Genomic DNA, 25,434 nt, shown 5'->3' with positions numbered 1-25,434 from the left:
GCAGAATGTCCCGATGTCCATCGTGCGGAACGTGACCCGCCGGATCGGCCACCACCCCTGGTTCGGCGCCACGGCCCGGCTGCTGGTGCCGCTCGACCGGGCGGTCGGCCGGCTGACCAAGGGTCGAGTGGTCGCGCTCGGGCTGGTGCCGTCCCTGGTCATCACCACCACCGGCCGCCGCTCCGGCAAGCCGCGCAGCAACCCGCTGCTCTATGTGCCGGACGGCGACGGGTACGTGGTGGTCGGCTCCAACTGGGGCCAGGCCCAGCAGCCCGCCTGGTCGCTGAACCTGCTCGCCGAACCGCGCGCCGAGGTGGACGTGTCCGGGCGCCGCATCGCGGTCCGCGGCGAACCGGCGACCGGCGCCGAACGTGAGCGGCTGTGGCGACTGCTGGTCGACGCCTGGCCCGCGTACGAGGCGTACGTGCGGCGGGCCGGCGACCGGGAGATCCGGGTCTTCCGGTTGGTGCCGACGGCCTCCGGCACGCCCGACGGCACGGACGCGCCGGACGGGCCGCCCGCGCCGCACTAGGGTGTGCGGTGACCGGGCCGTCGCTGCCGGCGACGGTCCGCACGGCGGCGCGATCGTGGGGTGGTCGGTGTGGACGGTGCCCAGGAGCACCGGGACGATCCCCGGTGGCACGTGGCCGAACGCGTCGCCGAGGCGGTCCGTCGACGCTTCCCCGCCGACGTGCTCGCCGTCGCGGTGCACGGGCCGCTCGCGCACGGCGACGACGACGGCGGCGGAGACAGCGAGGTCGGGCTGCTGGTGGTCACGTACCGACCCGGCACCGGGCCGCCCTCGGCCACCCGGCGGGTCGACGGGGTGCTCGTCGACCTGACCGTGGCCGCCGCCGAGGAGCGCCTGCGTCAGGCCCGGCAGCTCACCTCGCGGTGGCCGCTGACCGCCGACCGGTACGTGACGACCCGGCCGCTGCACGATCCGACCGGGTGGCTGCGCACCCTGCGTGACGAGCACCTCGGGCGGCTGGCGAGAGCCCGTCCGGCCGAGTTCAGCGGTGCCGCCCGCCGGGCGTGGTATCGGGGCAGCGCCGCGCACGCGCGGGCGGCCCGGCTGGCCGAGTGGTACGAGACGGACCAGGCCCTGCTGATGCTCGGCGAGGCGCGGCTGGCCGCCGCGACCGTCACCGGGCTGCTCAGCCGCACCTACTTCCGCGACTCCGGCGACGCGGTCCGGCGGACCGGGCTGGCCGGGGCGGACATGACCGAGGTGGGCGCGGTGCTGGCCCGCCAGTCGGCGGAGCTGACCGCCCGGGGCCGGCCGGTCGACGGGACCGTCGACGACCTGCTCGCCGGCTGACCGCGCGTCGGCTCAGCCCAGGCCGCCCTGCACGCCGATCAACGCACCGACCAGGTAGGTGGCCGCCGCCGCGGCGGCGCCCAGGAGCAACTGCCGCATCCCGCCGGTCCACCAGCGCCGGTTGGTGAACCGCGAGACGACCGCGCCGGCCACGAAGAGCCCGAGCCCGCCCACCGCCAGGGCCAGCGCCAGGCTGGTCGCGCCGAGAAGGTACGGCAGCAGCGGCACCAACGCGCCGACCGAGAAGCACAGGAACGACGACAGCGCCGCCGCCCACGGGTTGGGCTGCTCGTCCGGGTTGACGCCCAACTCCTCCTGGACGTGCATCCGCAACGCCTGTTCCGGATGCTGACGGACCGCCTCGGCCACCTGGACGGCAAGATCCTCGGGCAACCCCCGCGCCATCCACATCTCGGCGAGTTCCCGGGCCTCCTCCTCGGGGTGGCGTTCCAGCTCGCGCCGCTCCTTGGCCACCTCGGCGGCGATCTGCTCGTTGGCCGAGCGGACGCTCGTGTATTCCCCGAGCGCCATCGAGATCGCGCCGGCGACCAGACCGGCGGTGCCGGTCAGCACGATGGCCTGCGGCGAGACGCCGCCACCGCCGACGCCCGCGATCAGGGCGATGTTGGTCACCAGCCCGTCCATGGCACCGAAGACGGCGGGTCGCAGCCACCCGCCGGAGACGTCCGCGTGGTGGTGCTCCCGCAGTGCCGCAGGGGTGTCGGTCACGGCAGCGTCAGGATCTCGTACCCGTCCTCGGTCACCAGCACCGTGTGCTCGAACTGGGCGGTCCACCTGCGGTCCTTGGTGACCACCGTCCAGCCGTCCTCCCACATGTCGTACTGGTGGGTGCCGAGGGTGATCATGGGCTCGATGGTGAACGTCATGCCCGGCTCCATCACGTCGGTGGGCCGTGGGCTGTCGTAGTGCGGCACGTAGAGGCCGCTGTGGAACGCCTCGCCGATGCCGTGGCCGGTGAAGTCGCGGACCACGCCGTAGCCGAACCGCTTCGCGTACGACTCGATGACCCGGCCGATGACGTTGATCTGCCGGCCCGGCGCGACGGCCTTGATGCCCCGCGTCATCGCCTCGTGGGTCCGCTCGACCAGCAGCCGGACCTCCTCGTCGACCTCGCCGACGCAGAAGGTGGCGTCGGTGTCGCCGTGCACCCCGCCGATGTACGCGGTCACGTCGACGTTGATGATGTCGCCGTCGGCCAGCACGGTGGAGTCCGGGATGCCGTGGCAGATCACCTCGTTGAGGCTGGTGCAGCAGGACTTCGGGAAGCCCTTGTAGCCCAGCGTCGACGGGTAGGCGCCGTGGTCGATCAGGAACTCGTGCACCACCCGGTCGATCTCGTCGGTGGTCACACCGGGCTTGCAGTGCTCACCGGCGAGCTGGGTGGCCTGCGCGGCGAGCCGCCCGGCGACACGCATCTTCTCGATCGTCTCCGGCGTCTGCACGTGCGACCCCTGCCACGGCCGGGGGGACTTCTTGCCGACGTACTCGGGTCGGACGATGTGGGCGGGCACCGGCCGCCACGGGGAGAGCGTGCCTGGGGTCAACGGCGCACGGACGGTCATGCGGCAAGCCTATCGCCGCGCTCCGGGCGACCCCCACCACCGTCGGTCGCCCACGGTTGTTGCCCTACCACAAGTGCTGTGTCAAGGTGTCAGCGTGGATCAAGGGGGAGCACCGCCCGTCTTCTCCGCCAGCGCGGAGATCGACGGTGATCACCTCCGCGTGGTGGTCACCGGCGAGGTGGACATGGCGACCGCGGACACCATGCTGCAGACCGCGCTGCGCGAGCCGGCCACCCGGCTGACCCTCGACCTGCGCGCGGTGAGCTTCTTCGACTCGGCGGCGATCCACGCGGTGGTGCGGCTCGCCCGTCACTATCCGGACACCCTGGCGGTGCTGCCGTCCCGACAGGTCAGCCGCGTGCTGCACATCGCCGGTCTGGGCGAGCAGCACTGGTTGCGGCCGGTCTGACCCGCCGCGCCCACCGGCTCAGGCGCCCAGTTCCCGACACAGGGTCACCTCCGTGCCCTCCGCGGTGCGGGTGACCGACAGCTCCCCGAGTGCCTGGATCAGCGACAGTCCCCGTCCCCGGAAGCCCGACCCGGTCGACTCCCGCCAGCGTCCGCTGTCGCGTACGGTCGCGGTCACCGTCCGGCCCTCCACGGTCACCTCGATGCCGATCGTCGGCTCCACCGGGTCGACCGGGTGCTCGATGGCGTTCGCCGCCGCCTCGGAGACCGCCACCGTGAGGTCGAACAGGTCGGTCTCGTTCACCCCGTGCGCGACCAGGAAGTCCTCCAGGCGCTTGCGCAGCACGCTCAGCCGGGTCGGGTCGGCGGGCAGCCGCAGCGCGAACCGGTTGAGTTCGGCGGCCTCCAACGCGAGCACCGCCACGTCGTCACGGCGGGGCCGGTCGACGACCCGCTGCACGACGGCGTCGACCAGGTCCACCACGTGCTCCCCCGGCCGGGTCGCGTCGGCGCGGAGCTGGGCCAGCGCGTCGTCGATGTCGACGTTCCGGTCCTCGATCAGGCCGTCGGTGTAGAGCAGCAGCCGGTCGCCGGGACACAGCTCGCCGGTGACCGTCTCGTACTCCGCTCCGGGGATCGCGCCGACGGGCGGACCCAGCGCCCGGTCGTGCAGGAACGCCACGTCGCCTCCTCGGATCAGCAGCGGGGACGGATGTCCGGCGTTGGCGTACCGCAGCCGCCCGGTACGCGGGCTGAACCACAGGCAGAAGACCGTGGCGAAGGTGCGGGACTCGGTCGAGCCCACCAGTCGGTTGAGCCGGGTCAACGACTCCCCCGGATCGAACCCCTCCAGTACGTACGCCCGCAGCGCGTTGCGCAACTGGCCCATCGCCGCCGCGGCCGGCACCCCCTTGCCGACCACGTCGCCGATGACCAGGACCATCTCGTCGTCCTCGCGGGTCACCACGTCGTACCAGTCGCCGCCGACCTCGACGTCGTCGCTGCCGGGCAGGTAGCGGCTGGCCACCACGGCACCGGGCAACTGGGGCAGGGTGCGCGGCAGCAGGCTGTGTTGCAGGGTGGTGGCGATGCGGTGCTCCACCTCGTAGAGCTGTGCGTTCTCCAGTCGTACGCCGACCAGTCGGGCGAGTTGGGTCAACGCGGCCTCGTCCGTGCCGGCCGGCTCGGCGACCGCACGCCACACCCGCAGTTCGCCGAGGCGCTTGCCACCCACGCCGGTCAGCGGCAGGACGAAGGCGGGGTCGGCGGCGCTGGTGCCGCCGCCGTCGGCCTCGAACCGGGCGTCACCGGCGGTGACGGACACCCGGACCGCCTCGGCGAGACTCAACGCGTGCCGCGCCGCGACCTGGAGCACCTCGTCCGTGGAGCGCGCGGTGTTCACCGCCACGGCGGCGTCCGCGAGTGCGGCCAACCGCCGGATGAGTTGGCCGCGCAGTTGGCCGAGTTCGACGTTGGCCCGTACCCGGGCGACCAGTTCCTGCCCGGAGAAGGGCTTGGTCAGATAGTCGTCGGCACCCACCGCCAGGCCGGCCACCTCCTCGGCCGAGCCGGCACGGGCGGAGAGCAGCACGATCGGCACGTACCGGGTGCGCGGGTCGGCACGCAGCGCGGCGACCAGGCCGAAGCCGTCCAGCCGCGGCATCATCACGTCCGTCAACACCAGGTCGAAGTCGGTGTCGGCGGCCAGTCGCAGGGCGTCCACGCCGTCGGTGGCGGTGAACACCTCCCAGGTCGACGCGAGCAGCCGGGTGACGTGTTCGCGTAGGTCCGGGTTGTCGTCGACGACCAGGATTCGGCCCGCCGACCCCGGGTGGCGAATCTCTCCGGCCCCGGACCGGCCGTCGCTCCAGCGCTCGGTCTCGGCGACGAAGAGTGCGCTCTGCTGGGGCTCGCGGTCGGTGCCGGTATCGGCCACCCGGTCCGCCGGCAGGTGCCCGGAGCCGAACGGGACGGTGACGACGAAGCGGCTTCCCTCGTCGACCCGGCTGGTCACGTGGACCTTGCCGCCGTGCATCTCGGCCAGTTCCCGGACCAGCGCCAGGCCGATCCCGGTGCCCTCGTGGCTGCGCGACCGCACCCCGGGTGCCCGATGGAACCGCTCGAAGACGTGCGGCAGTTCCTCGGCGACGATGCCCACGCCGGTGTCGACAACCTCCAGGCGGGCCATCCCGTCGACCGCCCGGACCTCGATCCGGATCTCCCCGTCGAAGGTGAACTTCACCGCGTTGGAGACCAGGTTGAGGACGATCTTCTCCCACATCTCCTGGTCGACGTAGACCGGCTCGGGCAGCGGCGGACAGTCCACCGTCAGCCGCAACCCGGCACGCTCGGTGGCCGAGCGGAACGTGCTGGCCAGCCGAGCGGTGTAGTCGGCCAGGTCGATCGGCTCGTAGTGCGCGGCCAACCGCCCGGACTCCAGCCGGGAGAAGTCGAGCACCGTGTTGACCAGCTTGAGCAGCCGCAGCGCGTTGCGGTGCATCATCGTCAACCGCTGGGTGTACGGCTCCGGCAGGCCGGGGTCGGCGAGCAGGTCCTCCAGCGGGCCGAGCACCAGGGTCAGCGGAGTGCGGAACTCGTGGCTGACGTTGGCGAAGAAGTTGGTCTTCGCCAGGTCCAGGGCGGCCAGCTCGGCGGCGCGGGCCTGCTCCTGCTCGTACGCCCGCTGCTTGCCGACGGCCCGCGAGACCTGCGTGGCGACAAGTTCGAGGAAGGTGCGGTAGTCGTCGGAGAGCGGCAGGCGGCGGGCCACCCCCAGCACCAGCACGCCCGCCTGCTCCGCGGTGGCGGTGACCGGCAGCAGCAGCGCCTCGTCGGCGGCGTCGGCCGGCACCTCACCGAACAGGTCGGCGGTGGACACCACACCGCCCCCGGCTGCGGCACGCTCGGCGAGCCCGGCGGCAAGCTCCTCGGCACCGGTCACCGGGCCGCTCGTCCCGGCCAGCCGCAGGCCGCCGTCGAGGCCGTCCAGATAGAGCAGCCCGAAGGGGACGTCCTGCCGGTGCCGATCGAGCACGGCTGCGGCCACCCGGCCGAGTTCCGCGCTGCTGACCACGTCGGCCAGCTCGGAGCCGAGTTCGGCGAGCGTGCGCAGTCGCCGCTCGCCGAGCACCCGACCGGTGGTCTCGCTGCAGACGCAGAGCACCCCGCTGATCGAGCCGTCGGTGTCCCGGATCGGGTCGTACGAGACGTCGAAGTAGACGTCCTCCACGAAGCCGTACCGGTCGAGCAGGAAGTGGTGGTCCCGCCCCTGGTACGCCTCACCGGTACGCACGACGTCGGTGAGCAGCGGCTCGAGCACGTCCCAGGTCTCGACCCAGTGGTCGCGGGCCGGCTGCCCGATGACGGCGGGATGCTTGTCTCCTATCGTCGGCCGATAGGCGTCGTTGTAGAAGGCACGCTGGTCCTCGCCCCAGAAGACGACCATCTGCGCCTTCGAGGCGAGCATCGTGCTGACCGCGTTGCCGAGCGTGGTGGGCCAGTCCTCCGGTGCGCCGAGCGGACTGGTCGACCAGTCCCGGTCACGCAGCAGCGTGCCCATTTCGCCACCACCCGCGAACGCCGCCGCGAGCAGTGGTGGAACCGCACCACGCGTCGCCGACGGATCGCCTCCGTCCACGCCCCCCTGGGCCGAGTTCATGCAGCCTCCCCGGCCTGTGCGCGACGTGCCCTGATCATCGCTGCCGTGACCGGACTTCTACCCCGCCGCACCAGGAACGTAACGCATCAGCCACTGGCGACGCTGATTAGCCCACGACACTTGTCGATCAACCGATACGATTCGCCCACTCGATCACCGGAAGTGTCGGGAACATCACAGCGGCGTGACATAGGCGCCGGTGATCCCGCCGTCGACCACGAACTGCGCGGCGGTCATGAACGAGGAGTCGTCACTGGCCAGAAAGGCCACCGCCGCGGCGATCTCGGTCGGTTCGCCGAACCGCCCCATCGGCACGTGCACCAGCCGGCGCGCGGCCCGCTCCGGATCGGCGGCGAACAACTCCCGCAGCAGCGGCGTGGCCACCGGACCGGGGCACAGGGCGTTGACCCGGATGCCCTCGCGGGCGAACTGCACGCCCAGCTCCCGGCTCAGCGCCAACACCCCGCCCTTGCTCGCCGTGTACGCGATCTGCGACGTCGCCGCACCCATCAGCGCCACGAACGAGGCGGTGTTGATGATCGATCCCCGGCCCTGCCGGCGCATGTGCGGGATGACGTACTTGCAGCACAGGTAGACGCTGGTGGTGTTCACCCGCAGCACCCGCTCCCAGGCGTCCAGCCCGGTCTCCAGGATGGAGTCGTCGTCCGGCGGCGAGATGCCGGCGTTGTGGAACGAGACGTCCACCCGCCCGTACCGCTCGACCACCCCGTCGAAGAGGTCACGGACGGCACTCTCGTCGGTCACGTCGACGGCGACGAAGGTCCCGTCGACCTCCTCGGCGGCCCGGGTACCGCCCTCGGTGTCGACGTCGACGCAGACCACCCGGGCCCCCTCGGCGGCCAGCCTGCGTACGGTGGCCAGCCCGATCCCGCTGGCCGCGCCCGTCACCACGGCCACCCGGTCCTGCAACCGCTGCATCGCTCACTCCTCCGTGCTGATGAAGACGTTCTTGACGTCGGTGAACGCGTGCAGGGCGTCCGGGCCCAGCTCGCGGCCGAGACCGGAGCGTTTCATCCCGCCGAACGGCGTCCAGTACCGCACCGAGGAGTGCGAGTTGACGCTCAGGTTGCCCGCCTCCACCGCCCGCGCCACCCGCAACGCCCGACCCACGTCACGGGTCCAGACCGAGCCGGACAGGCCGTACTCGGTGTCGTTGGCCAGCCGGATCGCGTCCGCCTCGTCGTCGAACGGCAGCACCGAGACGACCGGGCCGAAGACCTCCTCGCGCCAGTGCCGGTCGGCCGGCGAGTCGGCGAGCAGCACGGTCGGCGGGTACCAGTAGCCGGGGCCGTCCGGGCAGGAGCCGGTGAAGGCGACCCGCGCGCCGTCGACGTACCCGGCGACCCGGTCCCGGTGCCCGGCGGAGATCAGCGGGCCCATCTCGGCGGCCTCGTCGGCCGGGTGGCGTACCCGGAACGCCCGCACCGCCGGCTCCAGCAACTCCAGGAAGCGGTCGTAGACCGGGCGCTGCACCAGGAGTCGGGAGCGGGCGCAACAGTCCTGGCCGGCGTTGTCGAAGACCCCTGACGGCGCGGTCGCCGCCGCCTTCTCCAGGTCGGCGTCGGCGAAGACCAGATTCGCCGACTTGCCGCCCAACTCCAGGGTCAGCCGCTTCACCTGGGCGGCGCAGCCGGCCATGATCCGGGTGCCGACCTCGGTGGAACCGGTGAAGCAGATCTTGCGTACCGCCGGGTGGCTGACGAAGCGTTCACCCACCACGTCGCCCCGCCCCGGCAACACCGTGAACACGTCCTCGGGCAGCCCCGCCTCCCGGGCCAGCTCGCCGAGGCGCAGCGCGGTCAACGGAGTCAGCTCGGCGGGTTTCAGCACCACCGTGTTGCCGGCGGCGAGCGCGGGAGCCAACCCCCAGGCGGCGATCGGCATCGGGAAGTTCCACGGCACGATCACCCCGACCACGCCGAGCGGCTCGTGGAACGTCACGTCCCACCCGCCCGCCACCGGGATCTGCCGTCCGGTCAGCCGCTCCGGCGCCCCCGCGTAGTAGTCCAGCACGTCGCGGACGTTGCCCGCCTCCCAGCGGGCGTTGCCGATGGTGTGCCCGGCGTTCTCGACCTCCAGCCGGGCCAACTCCTCCACGTGCGCGTCCACCACCGCCGCGAACCGCCGCAACAGCCGGGCCCGCTCCCCCGGCGCCACCCACCGCCACCGCTCGTACGCCACCGCCGCTCGCGCCACCGCCGCGTCGACCTCGTCCGCCGACGCTCCCACGACCTCGCGCAGCACCGCCCCGCTGGCCGGATCCCGCACCTCACCCACGCCCACCCACACTCCCCTCGTCGCCGTCCACGCCCACCCCGCCGCCCGCCCTTCCCGCGCCGCCCGCTTTCTCCGCGCCGCCCGCCCTCGCCGCGACGATCATGGAGTTGTGGCCTCCCGCAAAAGCCGAGAAAGCGGACAGGTCAGGCGCCACGAGTCCATGATCGGCGCATTGCGGCGTGGACCGCGTGCAGCCGAGCGGAACAGTCGCGTGGGTCGCCCTGCCAGACGACAGGCGGCCGGTCAGAGGCGCTCGAAACCACGGGCGAGTTCCCAGTCGGTGACGGCCGCGTCGAAGGCGGCCAGCTCGACCCGGGCCATGTTGGTGTAGTGGGCCACCACGTCGTCGCCGAAGGCCGTCCGGGCCACGGTGGAGGACTCCCAGAGCGTCAGCGCGTCCCGGAGGGTGCCGGGGACGCGTTCGGCCGCCGCGTCGTCGTACGCGTTGCCGGTGCACTCCTCGCCCAGCTCCAACTCCTGCTCGATACCGTGCAGCGCGCCCGCCACCAGCGCCGCGATCGCCAGGTACGGGTTGACGTCCGCCCCCGGTACCCGGTTCTCCACCCGCATTGCCTGACCGTGGCCCACCACCCGCAGCGCGCAGGTGCGGTTGTCGGTGCCCCAGCGCAACGCGGTCGGGGCGAAGGAATCCGGCTGGTAACGCTTGTAGGAGTTGATGTTCGGCGCGAAGAAGAGGCTGAACTCACGCATCGTGGCGAGCAACCCGGCCAGCACCCGCTGCCCGGTGACGCTCAGGTGCCCCGGCCCGTCGCCCAGCATCGCCGACCCGCCGGAGGCGTCCCGCAGCGAGAAGTGGATGTGGCAGGAGTTGCCCTCCCGGGCGTTCGGCTTGGCCATGAACGTGATCGACATGCCCTCCTGGGCCGCGATCTCCTTCGCCCCGTTCTTGTAGATCACGTGGTGGTCGGCGCAGCGCACCGCCTCGTCGTAGCGGAAGGCGATCTCGTGCTGGCCGAGGTTGCACTCACCCTTGGCGCTCTCCGGGGTGAGTCCCGCGCCGGCCATCTCGTTGCGGATGCGCCGCAGCAGCGGCTCCACCCGGGCAGTGCCGAGCAGCGAGTAGTCCACGTTGTACTGGTTGGCCGGGGTCAGCTCGCGGTAGCCGCGCTGCCACGCCTGCTCGTACGAGTCGCGGAACAACACGAACTCCAGCTCCGTGCCCGCGTACGCGGTCAGTCCGTGCGCGGCCAGCCGGTCCAGTTGCCGACGCAGGATCTGCCGGGGCGAGACGGTCACCGGGCCGGTGTCGCCGGGCCAGTGCAGGTCGGCCAGGAGCAGGGCGGTGCCGGGCTGCCACGGCACCCGGCGCAGCGTGTCGAAGTCCGGCGTCATCGCCAGGTCACCGTAGCCGCGCGACCAGCTCGACATCTCGTACCCGTCGACGGTGTTCATGTCGACGTCCACCGCGAGCAGGTAGTCGCAGCCCTCGCTGCCGTGCCCGACGACCTGGTCGAGGAAGAACGGCGCGTGAAAGCGTTTGCCCTGTAGTCGGCCCTGCATGTCGACCAGGGCCAGGACCACGGTGTCGATCTCGCCCTCGGCGACCGCGACCCGCAACTGCTCCAGCGTCAGCGGGGCTCTCTTCATGAACAACACCGAACCACCGCCCCGCCCTTGGTGCAAGGAAGGGACCCTTATTAACGCCTGGAGTATTAAAGGGGTCCCCTCCTAACATGCGCCGGCGGGCGGGTGGGTAAATGCGTTGCCCGACGGGTCCGGCCGGACGCATCCTGGGGCGGTGACCTGGTCCGGAACGGGACCACCGCCGGGCCCTCGGCCGGCCCGGCAGCCGCGGTGGCGCGGGGCGAGTCACCTCTCTCTCACCGGTACGTCCATCCGCCGTGCCCATCGACTCGTCCCCGCCACCCGGCACCCACCGCCGTTCCGCCACGAGCCCACCACGACGCGCCGCCGCCCGCCGGTCCGACTGCCCAGCCCAAGCACAACGGCGGGCCGACAGGCCCAGCCGAGCACGGCGCTGAGCGGACGGCTCAGGTGAGCACGGCGCTGAGCGGACGGCTCAGGTGAGCACGGCGCTGGGCGAAAGGCCCAGCCGAGCACCACGCCGATGGCCCCGCCGAGCACGAGGCTGGGCGGACAGCCGAGGTGAAGGCCACGCGGGGCCGACGGCTCAGGTGAGGACCAGGCCGGTCACCCAGAGCATGCCGATCACCATGCCGGAGAGGAACTCGATCAGCATCGACAGACCGGCCGCGCCGACCGCCTGCTTCGTCGCCGGCCAGGCCAGCCGGGTGTCGCCCAACCGCAGCCGTTCCATCGCGAAGATGCCGCCGATGAAACCGATCACCAGTCCGACGACCGGGATCACGAAGAAGCCGATCAGCCCGAGTACGGCACCGGCGAGCAGCGAGGTGGTGGGTACCCCGGCGCGTTTGAGGTTGCGTCCGGGCCAGGCGTACTTGACCACCGTGCCGCCGAGCGCGACCAGGGTTGCGGCGGCGAGCACCAGCCACCGGCCGGCACCGGCCCCGCCGAACAGCGCCCACACCAGCACGCCGCCCCAGCACAGCGGCAGCGCCGGCAGGCCGGGCACCACCACCCCGGCCAGGCCGGCGAGGATGGCCAGGGCGGCGACCACCGACACCACGCCGCTGGTGTCCGTCAGATCCACGTCGACTCCCCATCAGATCGTCTCGCCCACGTCGCCTGAGATCGTGCCCCAGCACCGCCACCGGGCCGCCACGCCGGGCCGCGCCACCCGCGAGCAGGACGCGCCGAGCAACGCCACCGCGAGCAGGCCGCCGCGCAGCGCGAACCACACCTGACCGGCGGAGCGCCACCGCAACGAGACGGCGCCCGTAGACAAGACGCCGCGCCACCACGAGCAGAACGGCGCGACACCGCGAACAGGACGTCACCGTTCATGACGACTCGCCGCGCAGTCGGGCGACGATCGTCTCCGCCGGGCCGGGTGCGCCGAAGAGCCGGCCCTGCGCGGAGTCGCAGCGCAGCGAGCGCAGTCGCTCGGCCTGCGCCTCGGTCTCCACCGCCTCGGCGGTCACCCAGAGCTCCAGCGCGTGGGCCAACCGGACCAACGCGTCCACGATCCGCACGTCGCGGTGGTCGGCGACGGACGGCTCGTCGCCCCGTAAACCCTCCACGAACGGCCCGGCCAGCTTCAGGCAGGTGATCGGCAGGCGGCGCAGGTACGCCAGGTTCGAGTACCCGGTGCCGAAGTCGTCGACGGCCAGCCGTAGGCCGAGCGCGGCGAGGCGGTACAGCGTCCGCAGCGGTTCGCCTGCGGAACCCATCACCGCGCTCTCGGTCAGCTCCAGTTGCAGCAGCTCGGCGGGGAGCCCGCTCTCGGCCAGGGCGTCGGCCACGGTGTCCACGATCGCCGGGGCGTCGGCCTGGCGGGCGGCCAGGTTGACGCTGACCACCAGCCGGGCCTCCGGGAAGTCGGCGTGCCACCGTTGGGCGTCCCGGCAGGACTGCCGCAGCACCCACTCACCGAGCCGGACGATCAGGCCGGTCTCCTCGGCCAGCCCGATGAACCGGTCCGGCCCGACCAGGCCCAGCTCCGGGTGCTGCCAGCGGACCAGCGCCTCGACGGCCAGCAGCCGGCCGTCCAGCAGGGACACGATCGGCTGGTAGTGCAGCACGAACTCGCCCCGGTCCAGGGCGGTGGGCAGTTCGGCGGCGAGCGCCGACCGGGCGATGTCCCGGGCGCTGCGCTCCGGGTCGTACACCGCCCACCGGCCCCGGCCCTCCCCCTTGGCCCAGTAGAGCGTGGTGTCGGCGGCCTTCATCAACTCGGTGGCGCTGGTGCCGGCGAGGTCCGAGTCGACGATGCCGATGCTCGCCGACACGGCGAGTTGCTGGTCACCGATGTGCACCGGGGCGGCGACGGCGGCCAGCACCGTCTCGGCCACCGCCGTCACGTCCTCGATCCGGGCGATGCCGTCGACCAGGATGACGAACTCGTCGCCGCCCATCCGGGCGACCAGGTAGCCGCGATCGGCCACGCAGTCGGCCAGCCGCCGGGCGATCAGCACGAGCAACCTGTCGCCGAGGTCGTGACCCAGGCTGTCGTTGATCGCCTTGAAGCCGTCCAGGTCCAGGAAGCAGACGCCGACCCGGCCGGGCGGGTGCGTACGGTTCACCAACCGACCGAGCGACTCGAAGAACAGCGTCCGGTTGGGCAGGCCGGTGAGCGGGTCGTGCAGCGCCTGGAACCGCAGCCGCTGCTGGAGTTCGTACCGCTCGGTGATGTCCTCGACCACGGCGACGGTGAACCGGGGACGGCCGTCGTCGTGGCGGATCAGCGAGACCGCCAGGTCCGTCCAGACGGCGGTGCCGTCCTTGCGGTAGTAACGCTTCTCGACCCGGACCGCCTCGTGCTTGCCCTCGATCAGCTCCTGGTACAGCTCCCACATCCCGGCGGCGTCGTCGGCGTGGAACAGCGACGCCACGTTGGTCTGCCGCAGTTCCTCGATGGCGTAGCCGAGCATCTCGGCGAAGCTCTGGTTGACGTCGATGATCGTGCCGTCGATCCCGGCGATGCCGATGCCGATGGCCGCCCCGCTGAAGACCGCCCGGAACCGCGCCTCGCTGTCGCGCAACGCCCGCTCCACGTCGTCCCGGGCCTGCCACGCCGAGCGCGCGATCCCCTCCTGCTGGGCGAAGGTGCGGTCGCGGAGCGCACCGGCGAAGCCGGCGGCCAGGCCCGCCTGCGCGGCCGAGATCCGATCGACGAGCCCGGACCGGTCCGCCCGGACGTCCAGCACCTCGGCGGGGAACCGGACCGCGAGGGTACGCACCGCCCAGCCGATCACCCCCGGCGCGATCAGATGGGCCGCCACCAGGGCCCGCCCGACCTCCTCGGCGGCCGGGGTCACCGGTTCACCCGAGAGCAGCGCACGGGCCAGCCGCAGGGTGTGCCCGAGCAGCAGCCGCTCGGTCTCGGCCGGGCTCAACGGCACGAACCCGAGCCCGCGTACGGCACGGGCCCAGTCGGCCGCGTACCGCTGGGCACCGATCTGGTCCACGGCGTTCCCGCCGGAGTCGCCGACGGCGGACATCAGGTCAGCCGGCGGACCGGTCGTTCCGGGCGACGCCGCCGAACGCACCGAACCGTTGCGGGTTCGCGGCCACGTCGGACGACGCGTCGGGGCGCCACAACTCCATGTGCACCACTCCCGGCGCAAGCAGCGTCCAGTCACCGAAGAAGCCGGTGATCTCGGCCCGCGAGCGCAGCGTGATCTCGGTGGCGGTCCGCGCCGACAGTCGTTGCGCGTCCAACATCTCCGGTGGCTGGTCCTCGAAGGTGGAGTGCGAGACGACCAGGTGGCTGCCGGGAGCGGCGGCGGCCCGCAGGGTGGCCAGGACCTCGGCGGGACGGTCGGTGTCCGGCACGAAGTGCACCACCCCGGCGAGCAGCACGCCCAGTGGTCGGTCGAAGTCGAGCAGCCGCAACGCCCGGGCGTCGGCCAGGATCCGCGCCGGGTCGCGCAGGTCGCCGTGCAGCACGCCGGTCAACTCGTCGCCGGCCAGCAGTTCCCGGCTGTGCGCCACCGCCACCGGGTCGATGTCGACATAGACCACCCGGGCCTTCGGGTTCGCCTCCCGGGCCACCTCGTGCACGTTGCCGACGGTGGGGATGCCGGAGCCGATGTCGAGGAACTGGTCGATGCCGGCGTCGAGCAGCACGCGTACGGCCCGACGCAGGAACTCCCGACCGGCCCGCATGGTCGCCGGCAGGTGGGGTGTGGTGGCGGCGATCTGCTCGGCCAGCCGACGGTCGATCTCGAAGTTGTGAGCGCCGCCCAGGAAGTAGTCGTACACCCGGGCCGCGCTGGGCCGCGAGAGGTCGATCTCGGAGGGGAGTCCGTCGGGGGTCTGCACTGGCACCTCAGCTCGTCGCGTGATGCTGACCACTCTAGGCCGGTCGGTCACGCCCGAGGGAGATCCACGAACACCTTTCCCGTACGCGCCGCGCCGCGCCTGCCGACGCCGCCGGTCAGGCGGCTTCCAGCAGCAGCGAGATGCCCTGCCCGACACCGACGCACATGGTGGCCAGGGCGCGCCGACCACCCCGGCGGCGCAGCTCCAGCGCGGCGGTGAGCGCCAGCCGGGCGCCGCTGGCGCCCAGCGGGTGGCCCAGCGCGATGGCCCCGCCGTTCGGGTTGACGTGCTCGGCGTCCGCCGGCAGACCCAGCTCACGCAGCACCGCGACGGCCTGCGCGGCGAACGCCTCGTTCAGCTCGATCACGTCGAGGTCGGCCAGCGCCAACCCGCGCCGGTCCAGCAGCCGCCGGGTCGCCGGGACCGGGCCGACGCCCATGGTCCGGGGCGGCACGCCGGCCGCCGCCGCACCGGAGACCCGGGCCAGCGGAGTCAGGCCGTACGCGGCGACGGCCGCCTCCGAGGCGACCAGCAGCGCCACCGCGCCGTCGTTGACGCCGGAGGAGTTGCCCGCGGTCACCGTGCCGCCCTCGCGGAACGGGGTGGGCAGGGCCGCCAGCTTCTCCAGCGAGGTCTGCCGGGGGTGCTCGTCGACCTCCACCAGCCGCGTCTCGCGCCGCCCGGCCGGCACGGTCACCGGCACGATCTCCTCGGCCAGCCGCCCGTCGGCCTGCGCCTTGGCGGCCCGCGCCTGCGACCGGTACGCGAACTCGTCCTGCGCGGAGCGATCCACGCCGTACTCCTCGGCCACGTTCTCGGCGGTCTCCGGCATCGAGTCGACGCCCCAGCCCTGCCGCATCAGCGGGTTGACCAGTCGCCAACCGATGGTGGTGTCGTGGACCTCGGCGGCCCGGGAGTAGGCGGTGGTCGCCTTCGGCATCACGAACGGGGCCCGGCTCATGCTCTCGACGCCGCCCGCGACCACCAGGTCGGCCTCACCGGCGACGACCGCGCGGGCGGCGGTGGCCAGCGCGTCGAGGCCGGAGCCGCAGAGTCGGTTGATCGTGGTGCCGGACACCTGCTCGGGCAGCCCGCCGAGCAGCGCGGCCATCCGGGCCACGTTGCGGTTGTCCTCGCCGGCCTGGTTGGCGCAGCCCAGGATCACGTCGTCGGTACGCGCCCAGTCCACCGCCGGGTGGCGGGCCACCAGCTCACGGATCACGTGCGCGGCCAGGTCGTCGGGGCGTACGCCGGCCAGGGCCCCGGCGTAGCGGCCGATCGGGGTACGCACACCGGCCACCAGGTAAGCCACGGTCATCGCGAGTCCTTCGGGGGTGGGAAGGGCGGGCACCGGCCGCCCGTCGGGTCCCGCCGGACGTCCGGCGGCCAGGATATCCCCGGCGTATCCCGATAGGTTGTCGGCATGGCCCGACCCCAGTTCCGCGCGGAGACCAGTGACGCGGGCGCGTTCGTCCGGCAGCCCAACCGGTTCACCGGGCGGGTCACCCCGCACTCCACCTCGCCGCCCGGCGCCGGGCCGGACGCGCAGGACCGTTGGCCGCTGGAGGCGGGCCGCTACCGGCTGATCTGGTGCCGCGCCTGCCCGTGGGCGCACCGGGCGTTGATCGTGCGGAACCTGCTCGGGCTCGGCGACGCCATCTCGCTGGGCACCGTCGACCCGATCCGGGACGACCGGGGCTGGCGGTTCACGCTCGACCAGGACGGCTTCGACCCGGTGCTGGGCATCGGTCACCTGTCCGAGGCGTACCTGGCGACCGACGCCGACTACTCCGGCCGGGTCACCGTGCCCGCGCTGGTGGACACGCTCACCGGCCGGGTGGTCACCAACGACTATCCGCAGCTCACCCTGGACCTGTCCACCGAGTGGCGACGGTTGCACGCGCCGGACGCCCCGGACCTGTACCCGGTGACGCTGCGCCCGGAGATGGACACGCTGATGGCGGAGATCCACCGGGACGTCAACAACGGCGTCTACCGGTGCGGCTTCGCCACCTCCCAGGAGGCGTACGACGAGGCGTACCGGGCGCTGTTCGACCGGCTGGACGCGTTGTCGCAGCGGCTGACCGACCGGCGGTACCTGATGGGCGACACGATCACCGAGGCGGACGTACGCCTGTTCACCACGCTGGTCCGCTTCGACGTGGCGTACCACGGGCACTTCAAGTGCAACCGGCAGAAGCTGACCGAGATGCCGGTGCTGTGGGCGTACGCGCGGGACCTGTTCCAGACCCCGGGTCTCGGTGAGACCGTGGACTTCGACCACATCAAGCGGCACTACTACGCGACCCACCACCAGATCAACCCGACCGGGGTGGTGCCGCTCGGCCCGGACCTGCACGGCTGGACGACCCCGCACGGACGTGACTGAGCCGTCGACGGCGTACCGCCGGGCGTCGGGACGGGGCGGCGTCGCGGCGGCGGGTGCCGCGCTGGGCGTGGTCACCGGGACGGCCCTGGTGGTCCTCGCCGTGGTCGCCGGTCCGGGACCGGGCCTGACCGGGTACGTCAGCGAGGCCGGTGTGGCCGAGAGCGGGTACGCGTGGACGTACCGGATCGGGGTGTTCTCCCTGGCCACGGCGCTGCTGCTGCTCGCGGTGTCGCTGCGCGACGAGGACCGGCGGCCCGATCCGGCGCGGATGGCGCGCCCGGACCCGGCGCGGGCGGAACACCCGGGCGTGGCCGTGGTGCGGCGGCTCGCGGGACACCGGGTCGCTGCGGTGCTGCGGCAGGTGGCGACGCTGCCCGGCGCGGTGGCGCTGCTCGTCGCGGGTGCGCTGTGCACGTTGCTGTCCGGGGCGGTGACCTGTAGCGCCGGCTGCCCGCTGCCGCCGTTCGAACCGGCCACCGTGGCGGATCTGGTGCACGGTGGGGCGAGCGTCGCCGCGACCGCAACGGTGGTGTTCGCGATGATCGCCATCGCCCTCGCCCCGCAGGCCGACCGGCGGCTGCGTCGGCCGGCCGTGATCGCGGCGGTGGTCGCGTTGCCGCTCGCCGGAGCCGTGGCCGCCGCCATGCTGTTCGTCGGGCGGGGCTCGCTGGTCGGCGTGCTGGAGCGGCTGCTGCTGGCGGTCGCCGTGGTCTGGGGTCTGACCACCGCTCTCATCCTGGCCGCCGGCGGACGGCCCGACCGGAGCTGACCGGCGCGGGAGTGCCCGACCCCACAGCCCGCGCCCGGGTCACGCGCCCGACGGCCGGGAGAGGATGGCGCGATGAGTTCGTTGTTCACGCCCCTTGCGCTGCGCACCGTGACCCTGCCGAACCGCATCGCGATGGCGCCGATGTGCCAGTACAGTGCCGGTCCCGACGGCCTGCCCACCGACTGGCACCTGGTGCACCTCGGCACCCGGGCCGTGGGCGGTGCCGGACTGGTGATGACCGAGGCGACCGCCGTGGTGCCGGAGGGGCGGATCAGCCCGCAGGACACCGGGCTCTGGTCCGGTCGGCACGTCGACGCCTGGCGTCCGGTGACCCGCTTCCTGACCGCGCACGGCGCGGTGCCGGTCGTGCAGCTCGCGCACGCCGGGATCAAGGCGTCGACGTACCGGCCGTGGGCGCCGCAGCGCGGTGGCGTGCCCGACGCGGAGGGCGGCTGGACGCCGGTCGGGCCGACCGCCGAGCCCTTCGTGCCCGAGTATCGGGAGCCGACCGCGTTGGACCCGACCGGGATCGCCGGGGTCGTCGAGGCGTTCGCGACCGCCGCCGCCCGCGCGCTGGAGGCGGGGTTCGCCGCCGTCGAGGTGCACGCGGCGCACGGCTACCTGCTGCACGAGTTCCTCTCCCCGCTGACCAACCGGCGCACCGACGACTGGGGCGGGGACCTCGCCGGGCGGATGCGGCTGACCCTGGAGGTCGTCCGCGCGGTGCGGGCCGCCGTGGGTCCGGACGTGCCGGTGCTGGCCCGCATCTCGGCCACCGACTGGGTCGACGGCGGCTGGACCGTCGACGACAGCGTGGTGCTCGCCACCGAGTTGGCCGGGGCCGGGGTGGACCTCGTCGACTGCTCCTCCGGCGGCGCCGCACCGAACGCCGCCATCCCGGTGGGCCCCGGCTACCAGGTGCCGGCCGCCGCCCGGATCCGCCGCGAGGCACGGGTACCCACCGGCGCGGTCGGCCTGATCGTCGAGCCCGCGCAGGCCGAGGCGATCGTCACCGACGGTGCGGCCGACCTGGTGCTGCTCGGTCGGGAACTGCTGCGCGACCCGTACTGGCCTCTCCGGGCCGCCGCCGAACTGGGTGCCGACGCGGACTGGCCGCACCAGTACCGCCGGGCACTCTGACCCGGCCCCCGCCGTCCCCTCGGGCCGGTTGATCCGCCACGGCCGTGCCGGATCAACCGGCCAGATGGCCCCAGCGCGGCGCCAGGTCGCGCCACGGCCCCTGCGCCCGCACCGCACCGTCGACGAGCACCACCACGTGGTCGGCCCGCACCAGGGCGGCCCGTTTGGAGGTGGAACCGACCACGGTCACACCGCGTTCGCGCAACGCCTGCCAGAGCGCCAGCTCGGTGGTGACGTCCAGGGCGGACGACACGTCGTCGGCGACCAGCAGTTCGGTACGCGGTGCCAGCGCCCGGGCCAACGCCAGGCGCTGCAACTGCCCGCCGGAGAGCCGGGTGCCCTTGTGCCCGATGAGCAGCCCGAGGCCGCTGCCGGTGGCGGCCAGGTCGTGTTCGAGCTGGGCGGTCGCCACCGCGTGCGCCGGATCCACCGGGTGCCCCAGGGTGATGTTGTCGGCGACGGTGCCGGAGAGCACCCGGGGCAACTGGCCGACGTAACCGACCTGGTTCGGACGCAGGAACAGCTCCGGCTCGGTCACCGGCTCCCCGTTCCAGGTCATCGACCCGGTGTGCGGGGCGATCCCGGCCAGGGCGCGCAGCAGCGAGGACTTGCCCGCCCCGACCGGGCCCACCACCAGCACCAACTGTCCGCGTGCCACGGTCAGGTCGACGTCGCGTACGGCGACCATGCCGTCGGTGTGCCGTACGCCGAAGCCGACCAGTTCCAGTCGCCGCAACGGGGTACGCGGAGTCACCGCCGGGGCGGGTGCCGTACCGGCCACCAGGTCCATCCCGGGCACCCGCGCCGAGTACGCCTCGATGCCGGTCATCTCCGCCGTCCGCCGCGTCCACACCCGCGCCGAGGGCACCTGGGAGATCAGCGAGGCGGTGGTCCAGGCGAACCAGCGCGCCGCGCCCAGCGTGGCGACCGAGACCAGTGCCGCCCCGGCGGAGATCGTGCCGGCCAGGAAGAGCGCCCACACCGCGATCGGCAGCAGGCCGCTGGCCATCGACGGGGTGGAGCGGGCCCAGACCTGCACGGCGATCTCCCGGCGCTGCCGGTCACTGCGCACGGTGTCCAGGTCGGCGAGGTGGGTCAACACCGGCCGGGTCGCCCCGGCGAGCTTCACCGTCCGGGCGGCCGACAGTGCCGACACCAGCGCGGTGGCGAACGCCGCCCGGGCGGTGACGGTCTCCCGCGCCGCGCGTTCCAGCCGGGGACCGAACGCCGTGGCGGCGAAGCCGGAGAGCAGCATCGTGCCGAGGAAGAACAGCCCCGGCACCACGCTGCCGGTGATCAGGGTCATGCTGACCAGCAGGAGCACGCCGACGGTCTGGTCCAGCACGTTGTCGGCGAGCTGCACCACCCGCTCGGTGTCGCCGCCCTGCGCCACCACCTCGGCCGGGGTGTGCCGGCTGACCCGGCGCGGGCCGGTCTGGCCGTACACCAGGCGGGCGCTGATCCGCAGCATCTGCCGGACCCACCAGGCCGGGAACCACAGGTGCGTCCAGTAGTGCGCGGGGATGGCGAGGACCAGCCCGGCCGCGATGCCCAGCGCGGGCAGCCACGGGTCGCCGGTGCCGTCGACCACGTCGGCCCAGAGCCAGGCCAGGATCGGGCCGTCCAGGCTCAGGACGGCCAGCACGGCGAAGATGCCCACGGCGGCGGCGCCGTACCGGGGGTCGTTGAGGCAGAGCCGGAAGATCTCCCGCAGGGTCCGCGCCCGGGACGCCGGCTTCCGGTCACCGGCCCGGTCCGGTCCCCCGGTGGTATCGGCGCCGTCGGCGACGGTGGTGGTACGGGTCGGCTCGCGTCCACCGACCTCCCGCGCGGTGATCTCCCGGCCGTCGGTCGGCGCGACCGGCTCGGGTCCGACGACGGGCGCGGGATCCACCACGGCGGTCAGCCCGGACGACCCGCTGAATCGATGGCCCTCCGTGACCGCACCGGTGACGCCGACCAGTGCCGGTTCGCCACGGAGGCGGTCGGCGCCCGGGTCGGCCAGCAGGTCGGCCGCGTCGGCGGTGTCGGCGGTGTCGGCGGTGTCGGCGGTGTCGGCGCCCAGGTCGGCGAGCAGGTCGGCGTCACCGGCGGCGAGGAGTTCGGCGAAGCGACGCGACCGGGCCAGCGGGGCGGCCTCGACCACCGCGCCGTCGGCCAGCACCACCACCTCGTCGCACTGCCGCACCGAGGAGAGACGGTGCGCGATGACGATGCCGATCCGGTCGCGCAGCAGCCGTTCGGTGGCCTGCTGCACCCGCGCCTCGGTGACCGGGTCGAGCCGGGCGGTGGCCTCGTCGAGGATCACCACGTGCGGGTCGCGGACCAGGATGCGGGCGAACGCGACGAGCTGCTCCTGCCCGGCGGAGAGCACGTGCCCACCCTCACCGAGCCGGGTGTCCAGCCCGGCGGGCAGTTCGGCAATCCACCCGGCCAGGCCCAGCTCGTGCAGGGCCCGCGCGGCGGCGTCGAGCAGCTCGGGGTCGAACAACGCGACGTTCTCGGCGAGCGTGCCGGCGAGGATCTCGGTGCGTTGCGGCACCACGGCGATCCACCGGCGCAGCAGGTCGACGTCGAGGTCGAGCACGTCGCGCCCGCCGAGCAGCACCGTTGCGGGTGGTACGTCCACCGCCCGGGTGAGCAGCTTGGCCAGCGTCGACTTGCCCGAGCCGGTCCGTCCCACCAGCGCGTACGAGCGCCCTCGGGCGAAGGTCAGGTCGACCTCGCGCAACGCCGGGCCACGGTCGGTGTCGGCGGCCGGATAGTGGAAGGTCAGATCGCGGATGACCAGGTCACCGTCGACCGGGGCGGCACCGCCGACGGGTTCCTGTGCGGCGGCCTGGAGCAGTCGGACCCGGCCCCACGCGCCGAGGGCGTACTGCACCTCGGGCACCATCCGGCTGACGTGCTCCACGGTCATCCCCAGCGAGAGGGCGAGCAGCCAGATCGCGGTCAGTCGGGCGGAGTCGACCCGGCCGGTGGTCAGCGCCCACACCCCACCCAGCACGACCAGCGCGACACCGACCCGGGTCACCCCGGCGGCCACGGTGTTGACCTGTGCGGACAACCGCCACACCCGCCAGCCGCGCCGCAGCACCTCGGCCGCCCGGGCGGCGTACAGCCGCAGCACGTACGGGCGGGCCAGGCTGGTGCGGACGTCGTCCTGGCCGTGGATGGACTCCTCCATCACCGCCGCCAGGTCCGACCAGGCCGCCTCCTCGTGCATCCGGGCCGGGGCGATCCGGCTCGCCGGCCGGCGCATGGTGACCGCGAGCAGGACGCAGAGCAGCAGCATGCCGATCCCGGCCGGCCACCAGACGGTGATCGCGACCAGCGTGGAGAGCAGACCCACCGCCAGCGACTGGGCCAGGCGCACCCCGGGACCGCGTACGCCGGAGGCGACGTCGTACACGTCGCCGTCGATCCGGTCGAGCATCTCGCCGACCGGCGTGGTCTCCAGGGCGGGAATCGGCTGGCCCATCGCCACCCGGCACAGCCGGCGTCGCAGGTCGGCGGCCCAGTCGGCGGTCACCCCGGCCATCACCAGGCTGACCACCAGATCGCTGGCGACCACCACGACCAGGGCTACCGCGAGCAGCATGAAGAACTCGACGGAGCGGTTCACCAGCACCGGACCGGCGAGCGCGGCGGTACCCGCCTGGCCGATCCCGCCGAGCACGATCAGGACCACCACCAGGGTCATCCGGCGGGACGAGGTGACCCACAGATCACGGAGCAGGCGCATGGGTCGGTTCCTCCGGTTTCGTGGCGGAGGTTCCAGCCTGCGTCGCGCGCCCGCGCAGCTCAACGCATTTTCGCCGGGGGCAGACCCGGGCGACGGCCGGCGGCGTCGGCTCAGAAGAGCACGGTGGCGAGGGTGCCGACGGGCCGGAATCCGCAGCGTTCGTAGACCCGCCGGGCGGACAGGTTGAAGTCGTTGACGTACAGGCTGACGGTCGGCGCGACCCGGGCCAGCGCGTCGCGGACCACCGCCGCCATCGCCGCCGTGGCGATTCCCCGGCCACGCCACTCCGGCGCCACCCAGACCCCCTGGACCTGCGCGGTGCGCCGGGTGACGACCGCGAGTTCGGCCTTGAAGACCACCCGGCCGTCGACGAAGCGGGCGTACGCCCGACCGGAGCGGATCATCTCGGTGACCCGACGGCGGTACCCGCGCCCACCGTCCTCGGCCAGCGGCGAGACGCCCACCTCCTCGGTGTACATCGCCACCGCGGCCGGGAAGAGCAGGTCGATCTCGCTGCCGCGGACCAGGCGTACCTGCGGATCGGCGCGGACCTCGGGCATCGCCTCGGTGGCCAACAGCGGCTGGTTGGGGCGGACGTCGCGGGCCGGCCCCCAGGTGCCGGCGAGCTGGTCCCACAGTTCGAGGACCGCGTCGGCTCGTCCGACGATCGAGGAGCAGAGCCGCTCCTCGCCCGCGAGCAGCTCGGCGAAGGCGGCCACGGCCTGCGACGAGGCGAGGACCGGGGTGAGGTTGCCGCCGAGCCAGCAGACCGATTCGAGATGGCGGCGGGAGCCGTAGCCGAGTACCCGGCCCTCGGCCCGCCACCACGCCAGTCCGCGCGCGGCGACCCGCTCCGCGACCTGCGCGCTCGCGTACGGGTCGGAGTCGAGCAACCGTTCGACCGCGCGACGTTCCGACTCCCCCAGTTGCCGCACCGGCGCCGTCAACACGCTTACAGCCTGCCAGATGCGTCCGGAGCGCGGTGGCGGACAGTGACCGGTGCTCGACGGCTGGACGACCCGCTACCGGACGGCGTGTCGCAAAACTCCCCACCGCTCCTCGGGTGACTTGTCGCCGATGTGTTTCCGATATATCGTCAACGTATCAGCGACAGTTCTACGAAGGAGACAGTCTGATGAGGTTCCACCGACGGGCACACGCCCTGCACGAGGCCCGGATGCGCGGATTCGGTTTTCCGCCCTTCCCGCCCGGTCCGCCCTTCCCGCACGGCGGGCACGGTCACGGCCGGGGCGGACGCGGACGGGGACGGGGACGCCGCCCGAACGTCCGTGGCGCGGTGCTCGCGCTGCTCACCGAGCGGCCGATGCACGGCTACGAGATGATCCAGGAGATCGACTCCCGCACCGGGGGCGGCTGGCGGCCCAGCCCCGGCTCGATCTACCCGACGCTCCAACTTCTGGAGGACGAGGGAGTCATCGTCGCCACCGAGGAGTCCGGCGGCGGCCGCAAGCGGTTCACCCTCACCGAACAGGGTCGACCCGAGGCCGAGACGGCGGCCCAGACGCCCCCCTGGGCGGAGGTCGCCGAGGACACGATCAACAGTTGGCACGACATCCGGGAGGCCGGCGCGCAGGCCATGAACGCGCTCCGCCAGGTCATGATGACCGGTACGGACGACCAGCGCGAGCGGGCCGCCCAGGTGCTCGACGAGACCCGCCGCAAGCTGTACGCCATCCTCGCCGAATCCGAGTGACCGCCACCGTCCGACGCGGATCCACCGCCCCGTCGGCCGCCACGGTCCCCGACCTCGTCGCTCTCCCGCACCGGGGCCCGGGAGGCTCCCCTCTCGGGGCGACCGACGAGCAGCACCGGCACACCCCGGACCCGCACCCGCTCCCGACGTCGGGGCCCCTCCCAAGATCCTGCTCGATGCAGGATCGAGTGGTCTCGTCGTGCCTGTGAAGCCACTCGATCCAGGATCGAGCGCGACCTTGGATGGCATCACGGTATGGCGACGCGGCATGGCGACGCGGCGACACGTGCCGCGTCGCGACGTGCGGCAGCGTGCCGGGCGATTCGGCGCACAGTTCGCCGGAGGTGCCGAGGGCGACCACTCGGTTGCGGGTGGCCGCCCTCGTGCCAGCGTTCTCGGATGCCTGCGCGAGTGCGCCGGGCAGCCCGGGGAGTGCGGACCACCATCCCCTTCGTCCGGCGGGTCCTCGACGACGCCGACTTCTGCAAGGGGCGCTACTCCACCGGCCTGGTCGACCGGATGA

The 25,434-nt window shown here is 73.1% G+C and carries 20 protein-coding genes; 7 read left to right on the top strand and 13 right to left on the bottom strand.

Going from position 1 to position 25,434, the window contains the following annotated elements:
• Positions 1-13: 13 nt before the first annotated feature.
• Entirely contained in the window at positions 14-532 is a 519-nt protein-coding gene (locus ACWDVW_RS03440) for a nitroreductase/quinone reductase family protein (protein ID WP_449944268.1), read from the top strand.
• 69 nt (positions 533-601) lie between these two features.
• Positions 602-1,321 carry a nucleotidyltransferase domain-containing protein gene (locus ACWDVW_RS03435; protein WP_449944265.1) on the top strand — a complete coding sequence of 240 codons (720 nt, stop codon included), beginning with the start codon at positions 602-604 and terminating at the stop codon, positions 1,319-1,321.
• Between the two features lie 12 nt (positions 1,322-1,333).
• On the opposite strand, the gene ACWDVW_RS03430 is transcribed toward ACWDVW_RS03435, so the two are convergent.
• Together ACWDVW_RS03430 and map are read right to left on the bottom strand one after the other, a co-directional pair.
• On the bottom strand, positions 1,334-2,050 hold the full coding sequence (locus ACWDVW_RS03430; protein ID WP_396745325.1) for a VIT1/CCC1 transporter family protein: 717 nt from the start codon (positions 2,048-2,050) through the stop codon (positions 1,334-1,336).
• On the bottom strand, positions 2,047-2,904 hold the full coding sequence (gene map / locus ACWDVW_RS03425) for a type I methionyl aminopeptidase (protein ID WP_449944261.1): 858 nt from the start codon (positions 2,902-2,904) through the stop codon (positions 2,047-2,049). The genes ACWDVW_RS03430 and map overlap by 4 nt, the downstream gene beginning before the upstream one ends.
• A 94-nt stretch (positions 2,905-2,998) precedes the next feature.
• Between map and ACWDVW_RS03420 the strand changes: the two genes are divergently transcribed.
• Positions 2,999-3,313: an STAS domain-containing protein gene (locus ACWDVW_RS03420; RefSeq protein WP_396745331.1), complete on the top strand. Its 315-nt coding sequence runs from the start codon at positions 2,999-3,001 to the stop codon at positions 3,311-3,313.
• A gap of 18 nt (positions 3,314-3,331) precedes the next feature.
• On the opposite strand, the gene ACWDVW_RS03415 is transcribed toward ACWDVW_RS03420, so the two are convergent.
• From ACWDVW_RS03415 to pcaF, 9 genes are all read right to left on the bottom strand, one after another.
• Positions 3,332-6,970 (bottom strand): SpoIIE family protein phosphatase, encoded by a 3,639-nt coding sequence (locus tag ACWDVW_RS03415; RefSeq protein ID WP_449944256.1) that lies wholly within the window; start codon positions 6,968-6,970, stop codon positions 3,332-3,334.
• A 174-nt stretch (positions 6,971-7,144) separates the two neighbouring features.
• Positions 7,145-7,909, bottom strand: a complete 765-nt coding sequence (locus tag ACWDVW_RS03410) for a 3-oxoacyl-ACP reductase (protein WP_449944253.1) — start codon at positions 7,907-7,909, stop codon at positions 7,145-7,147.
• Positions 7,910-7,912: 3 nt separating this feature from the next.
• Complete coding sequence (locus ACWDVW_RS03405; RefSeq protein WP_449944250.1) at positions 7,913-9,268, bottom strand: aldehyde dehydrogenase family protein; 1,356 nt, start codon at positions 9,266-9,268, stop codon at positions 7,913-7,915.
• A gap of 243 nt (positions 9,269-9,511) precedes the next feature.
• Positions 9,512-10,876, bottom strand: a complete 1,365-nt coding sequence (locus ACWDVW_RS03400; protein ID WP_449944248.1) for a glutamine synthetase family protein — start codon at positions 10,874-10,876, stop codon at positions 9,512-9,514.
• Positions 10,877-11,420: 544 nt separating this feature from the next.
• The gene (locus tag ACWDVW_RS03395; RefSeq protein ID WP_449944245.1) at positions 11,421-11,921 is read right to left on the bottom strand and encodes a DUF456 domain-containing protein; all 501 of its coding nucleotides are present in this window, start codon (positions 11,919-11,921) and stop codon (positions 11,421-11,423) included.
• Positions 11,922-11,933: 12 nt separating this feature from the next.
• Positions 11,934-12,116 (bottom strand): hypothetical protein, encoded by a 183-nt coding sequence (locus ACWDVW_RS03390; protein WP_449944242.1) that lies wholly within the window; start codon positions 12,114-12,116, stop codon positions 11,934-11,936.
• A gap of 55 nt (positions 12,117-12,171) precedes the next feature.
• On the bottom strand, positions 12,172-14,331 hold the full coding sequence (locus tag ACWDVW_RS03385) for a putative bifunctional diguanylate cyclase/phosphodiesterase (protein WP_449944239.1): 2,160 nt from the start codon (positions 14,329-14,331) through the stop codon (positions 12,172-12,174).
• A 4-nt stretch (positions 14,332-14,335) separates the two neighbouring features.
• Positions 14,336-15,154, bottom strand: coding sequence for an SAM-dependent methyltransferase (locus ACWDVW_RS03380; protein ID WP_449944844.1), 819 nt, complete (start codon positions 15,152-15,154; stop codon positions 14,336-14,338).
• A gap of 115 nt (positions 15,155-15,269) precedes the next feature.
• Positions 15,270-16,472, bottom strand: a complete 1,203-nt coding sequence (gene pcaF, locus ACWDVW_RS03375) for a 3-oxoadipyl-CoA thiolase (RefSeq protein ID WP_449944236.1) — start codon at positions 16,470-16,472, stop codon at positions 15,270-15,272.
• 105 nt (positions 16,473-16,577) lie between these two features.
• On the opposite strand from pcaF, the gene ACWDVW_RS03370 reads away from it, so the two are divergent.
• The 3 genes from ACWDVW_RS03370 (at position 16,578) to ACWDVW_RS03360 (ending at position 19,452) form a co-directional block, all read left to right on the top strand.
• A complete protein-coding gene (locus tag ACWDVW_RS03370; protein ID WP_449944233.1) occupies positions 16,578-17,543 on the top strand; it encodes a glutathione S-transferase family protein in 966 nt (321 codons plus the stop codon).
• Positions 17,536-18,312, top strand: a complete 777-nt coding sequence (locus ACWDVW_RS03365) for a DUF998 domain-containing protein (protein ID WP_449944231.1) — start codon at positions 17,536-17,538, stop codon at positions 18,310-18,312. The genes ACWDVW_RS03370 and ACWDVW_RS03365 overlap by 8 nt, the downstream gene beginning before the upstream one ends.
• Before the next feature lie 72 nt (positions 18,313-18,384).
• A complete protein-coding gene (locus ACWDVW_RS03360) occupies positions 18,385-19,452 on the top strand; it encodes an NADH:flavin oxidoreductase/NADH oxidase (RefSeq protein WP_449944228.1) in 1,068 nt (355 codons plus the stop codon).
• Positions 19,453-19,504: 52 nt separating this feature from the next.
• Here ACWDVW_RS03360 and ACWDVW_RS03355 read toward each other — a convergent pair whose 3' ends face one another.
• Both ACWDVW_RS03355 and ACWDVW_RS03350 read right to left on the bottom strand, forming a co-directional pair.
• On the bottom strand, positions 19,505-23,197 hold the full coding sequence (locus ACWDVW_RS03355) for an ATP-binding cassette domain-containing protein (RefSeq protein ID WP_449944225.1): 3,693 nt from the start codon (positions 23,195-23,197) through the stop codon (positions 19,505-19,507).
• A 110-nt stretch (positions 23,198-23,307) separates the two neighbouring features.
• Entirely contained in the window at positions 23,308-24,147 is an 840-nt protein-coding gene (locus ACWDVW_RS03350) for a GNAT family N-acetyltransferase (RefSeq protein ID WP_449944223.1), read from the bottom strand.
• A gap of 185 nt (positions 24,148-24,332) precedes the next feature.
• Here ACWDVW_RS03350 and ACWDVW_RS03345 point away from each other — a divergent pair, with 185 nt between their 5' ends.
• The gene (locus tag ACWDVW_RS03345; protein ID WP_449944220.1) at positions 24,333-24,911 is read left to right on the top strand and encodes a PadR family transcriptional regulator; all 579 of its coding nucleotides are present in this window, start codon (positions 24,333-24,335) and stop codon (positions 24,909-24,911) included.
• The last annotated feature ends 523 nt before the right edge of the window (positions 24,912-25,434 follow it).

This window comes from Micromonospora sp. NPDC003241 (genome assembly GCF_053589795.1).
The sequence above is the reverse complement of the archived record's forward strand: the minus strand, read 5'-3'. Positions and strand labels throughout refer to the sequence as shown.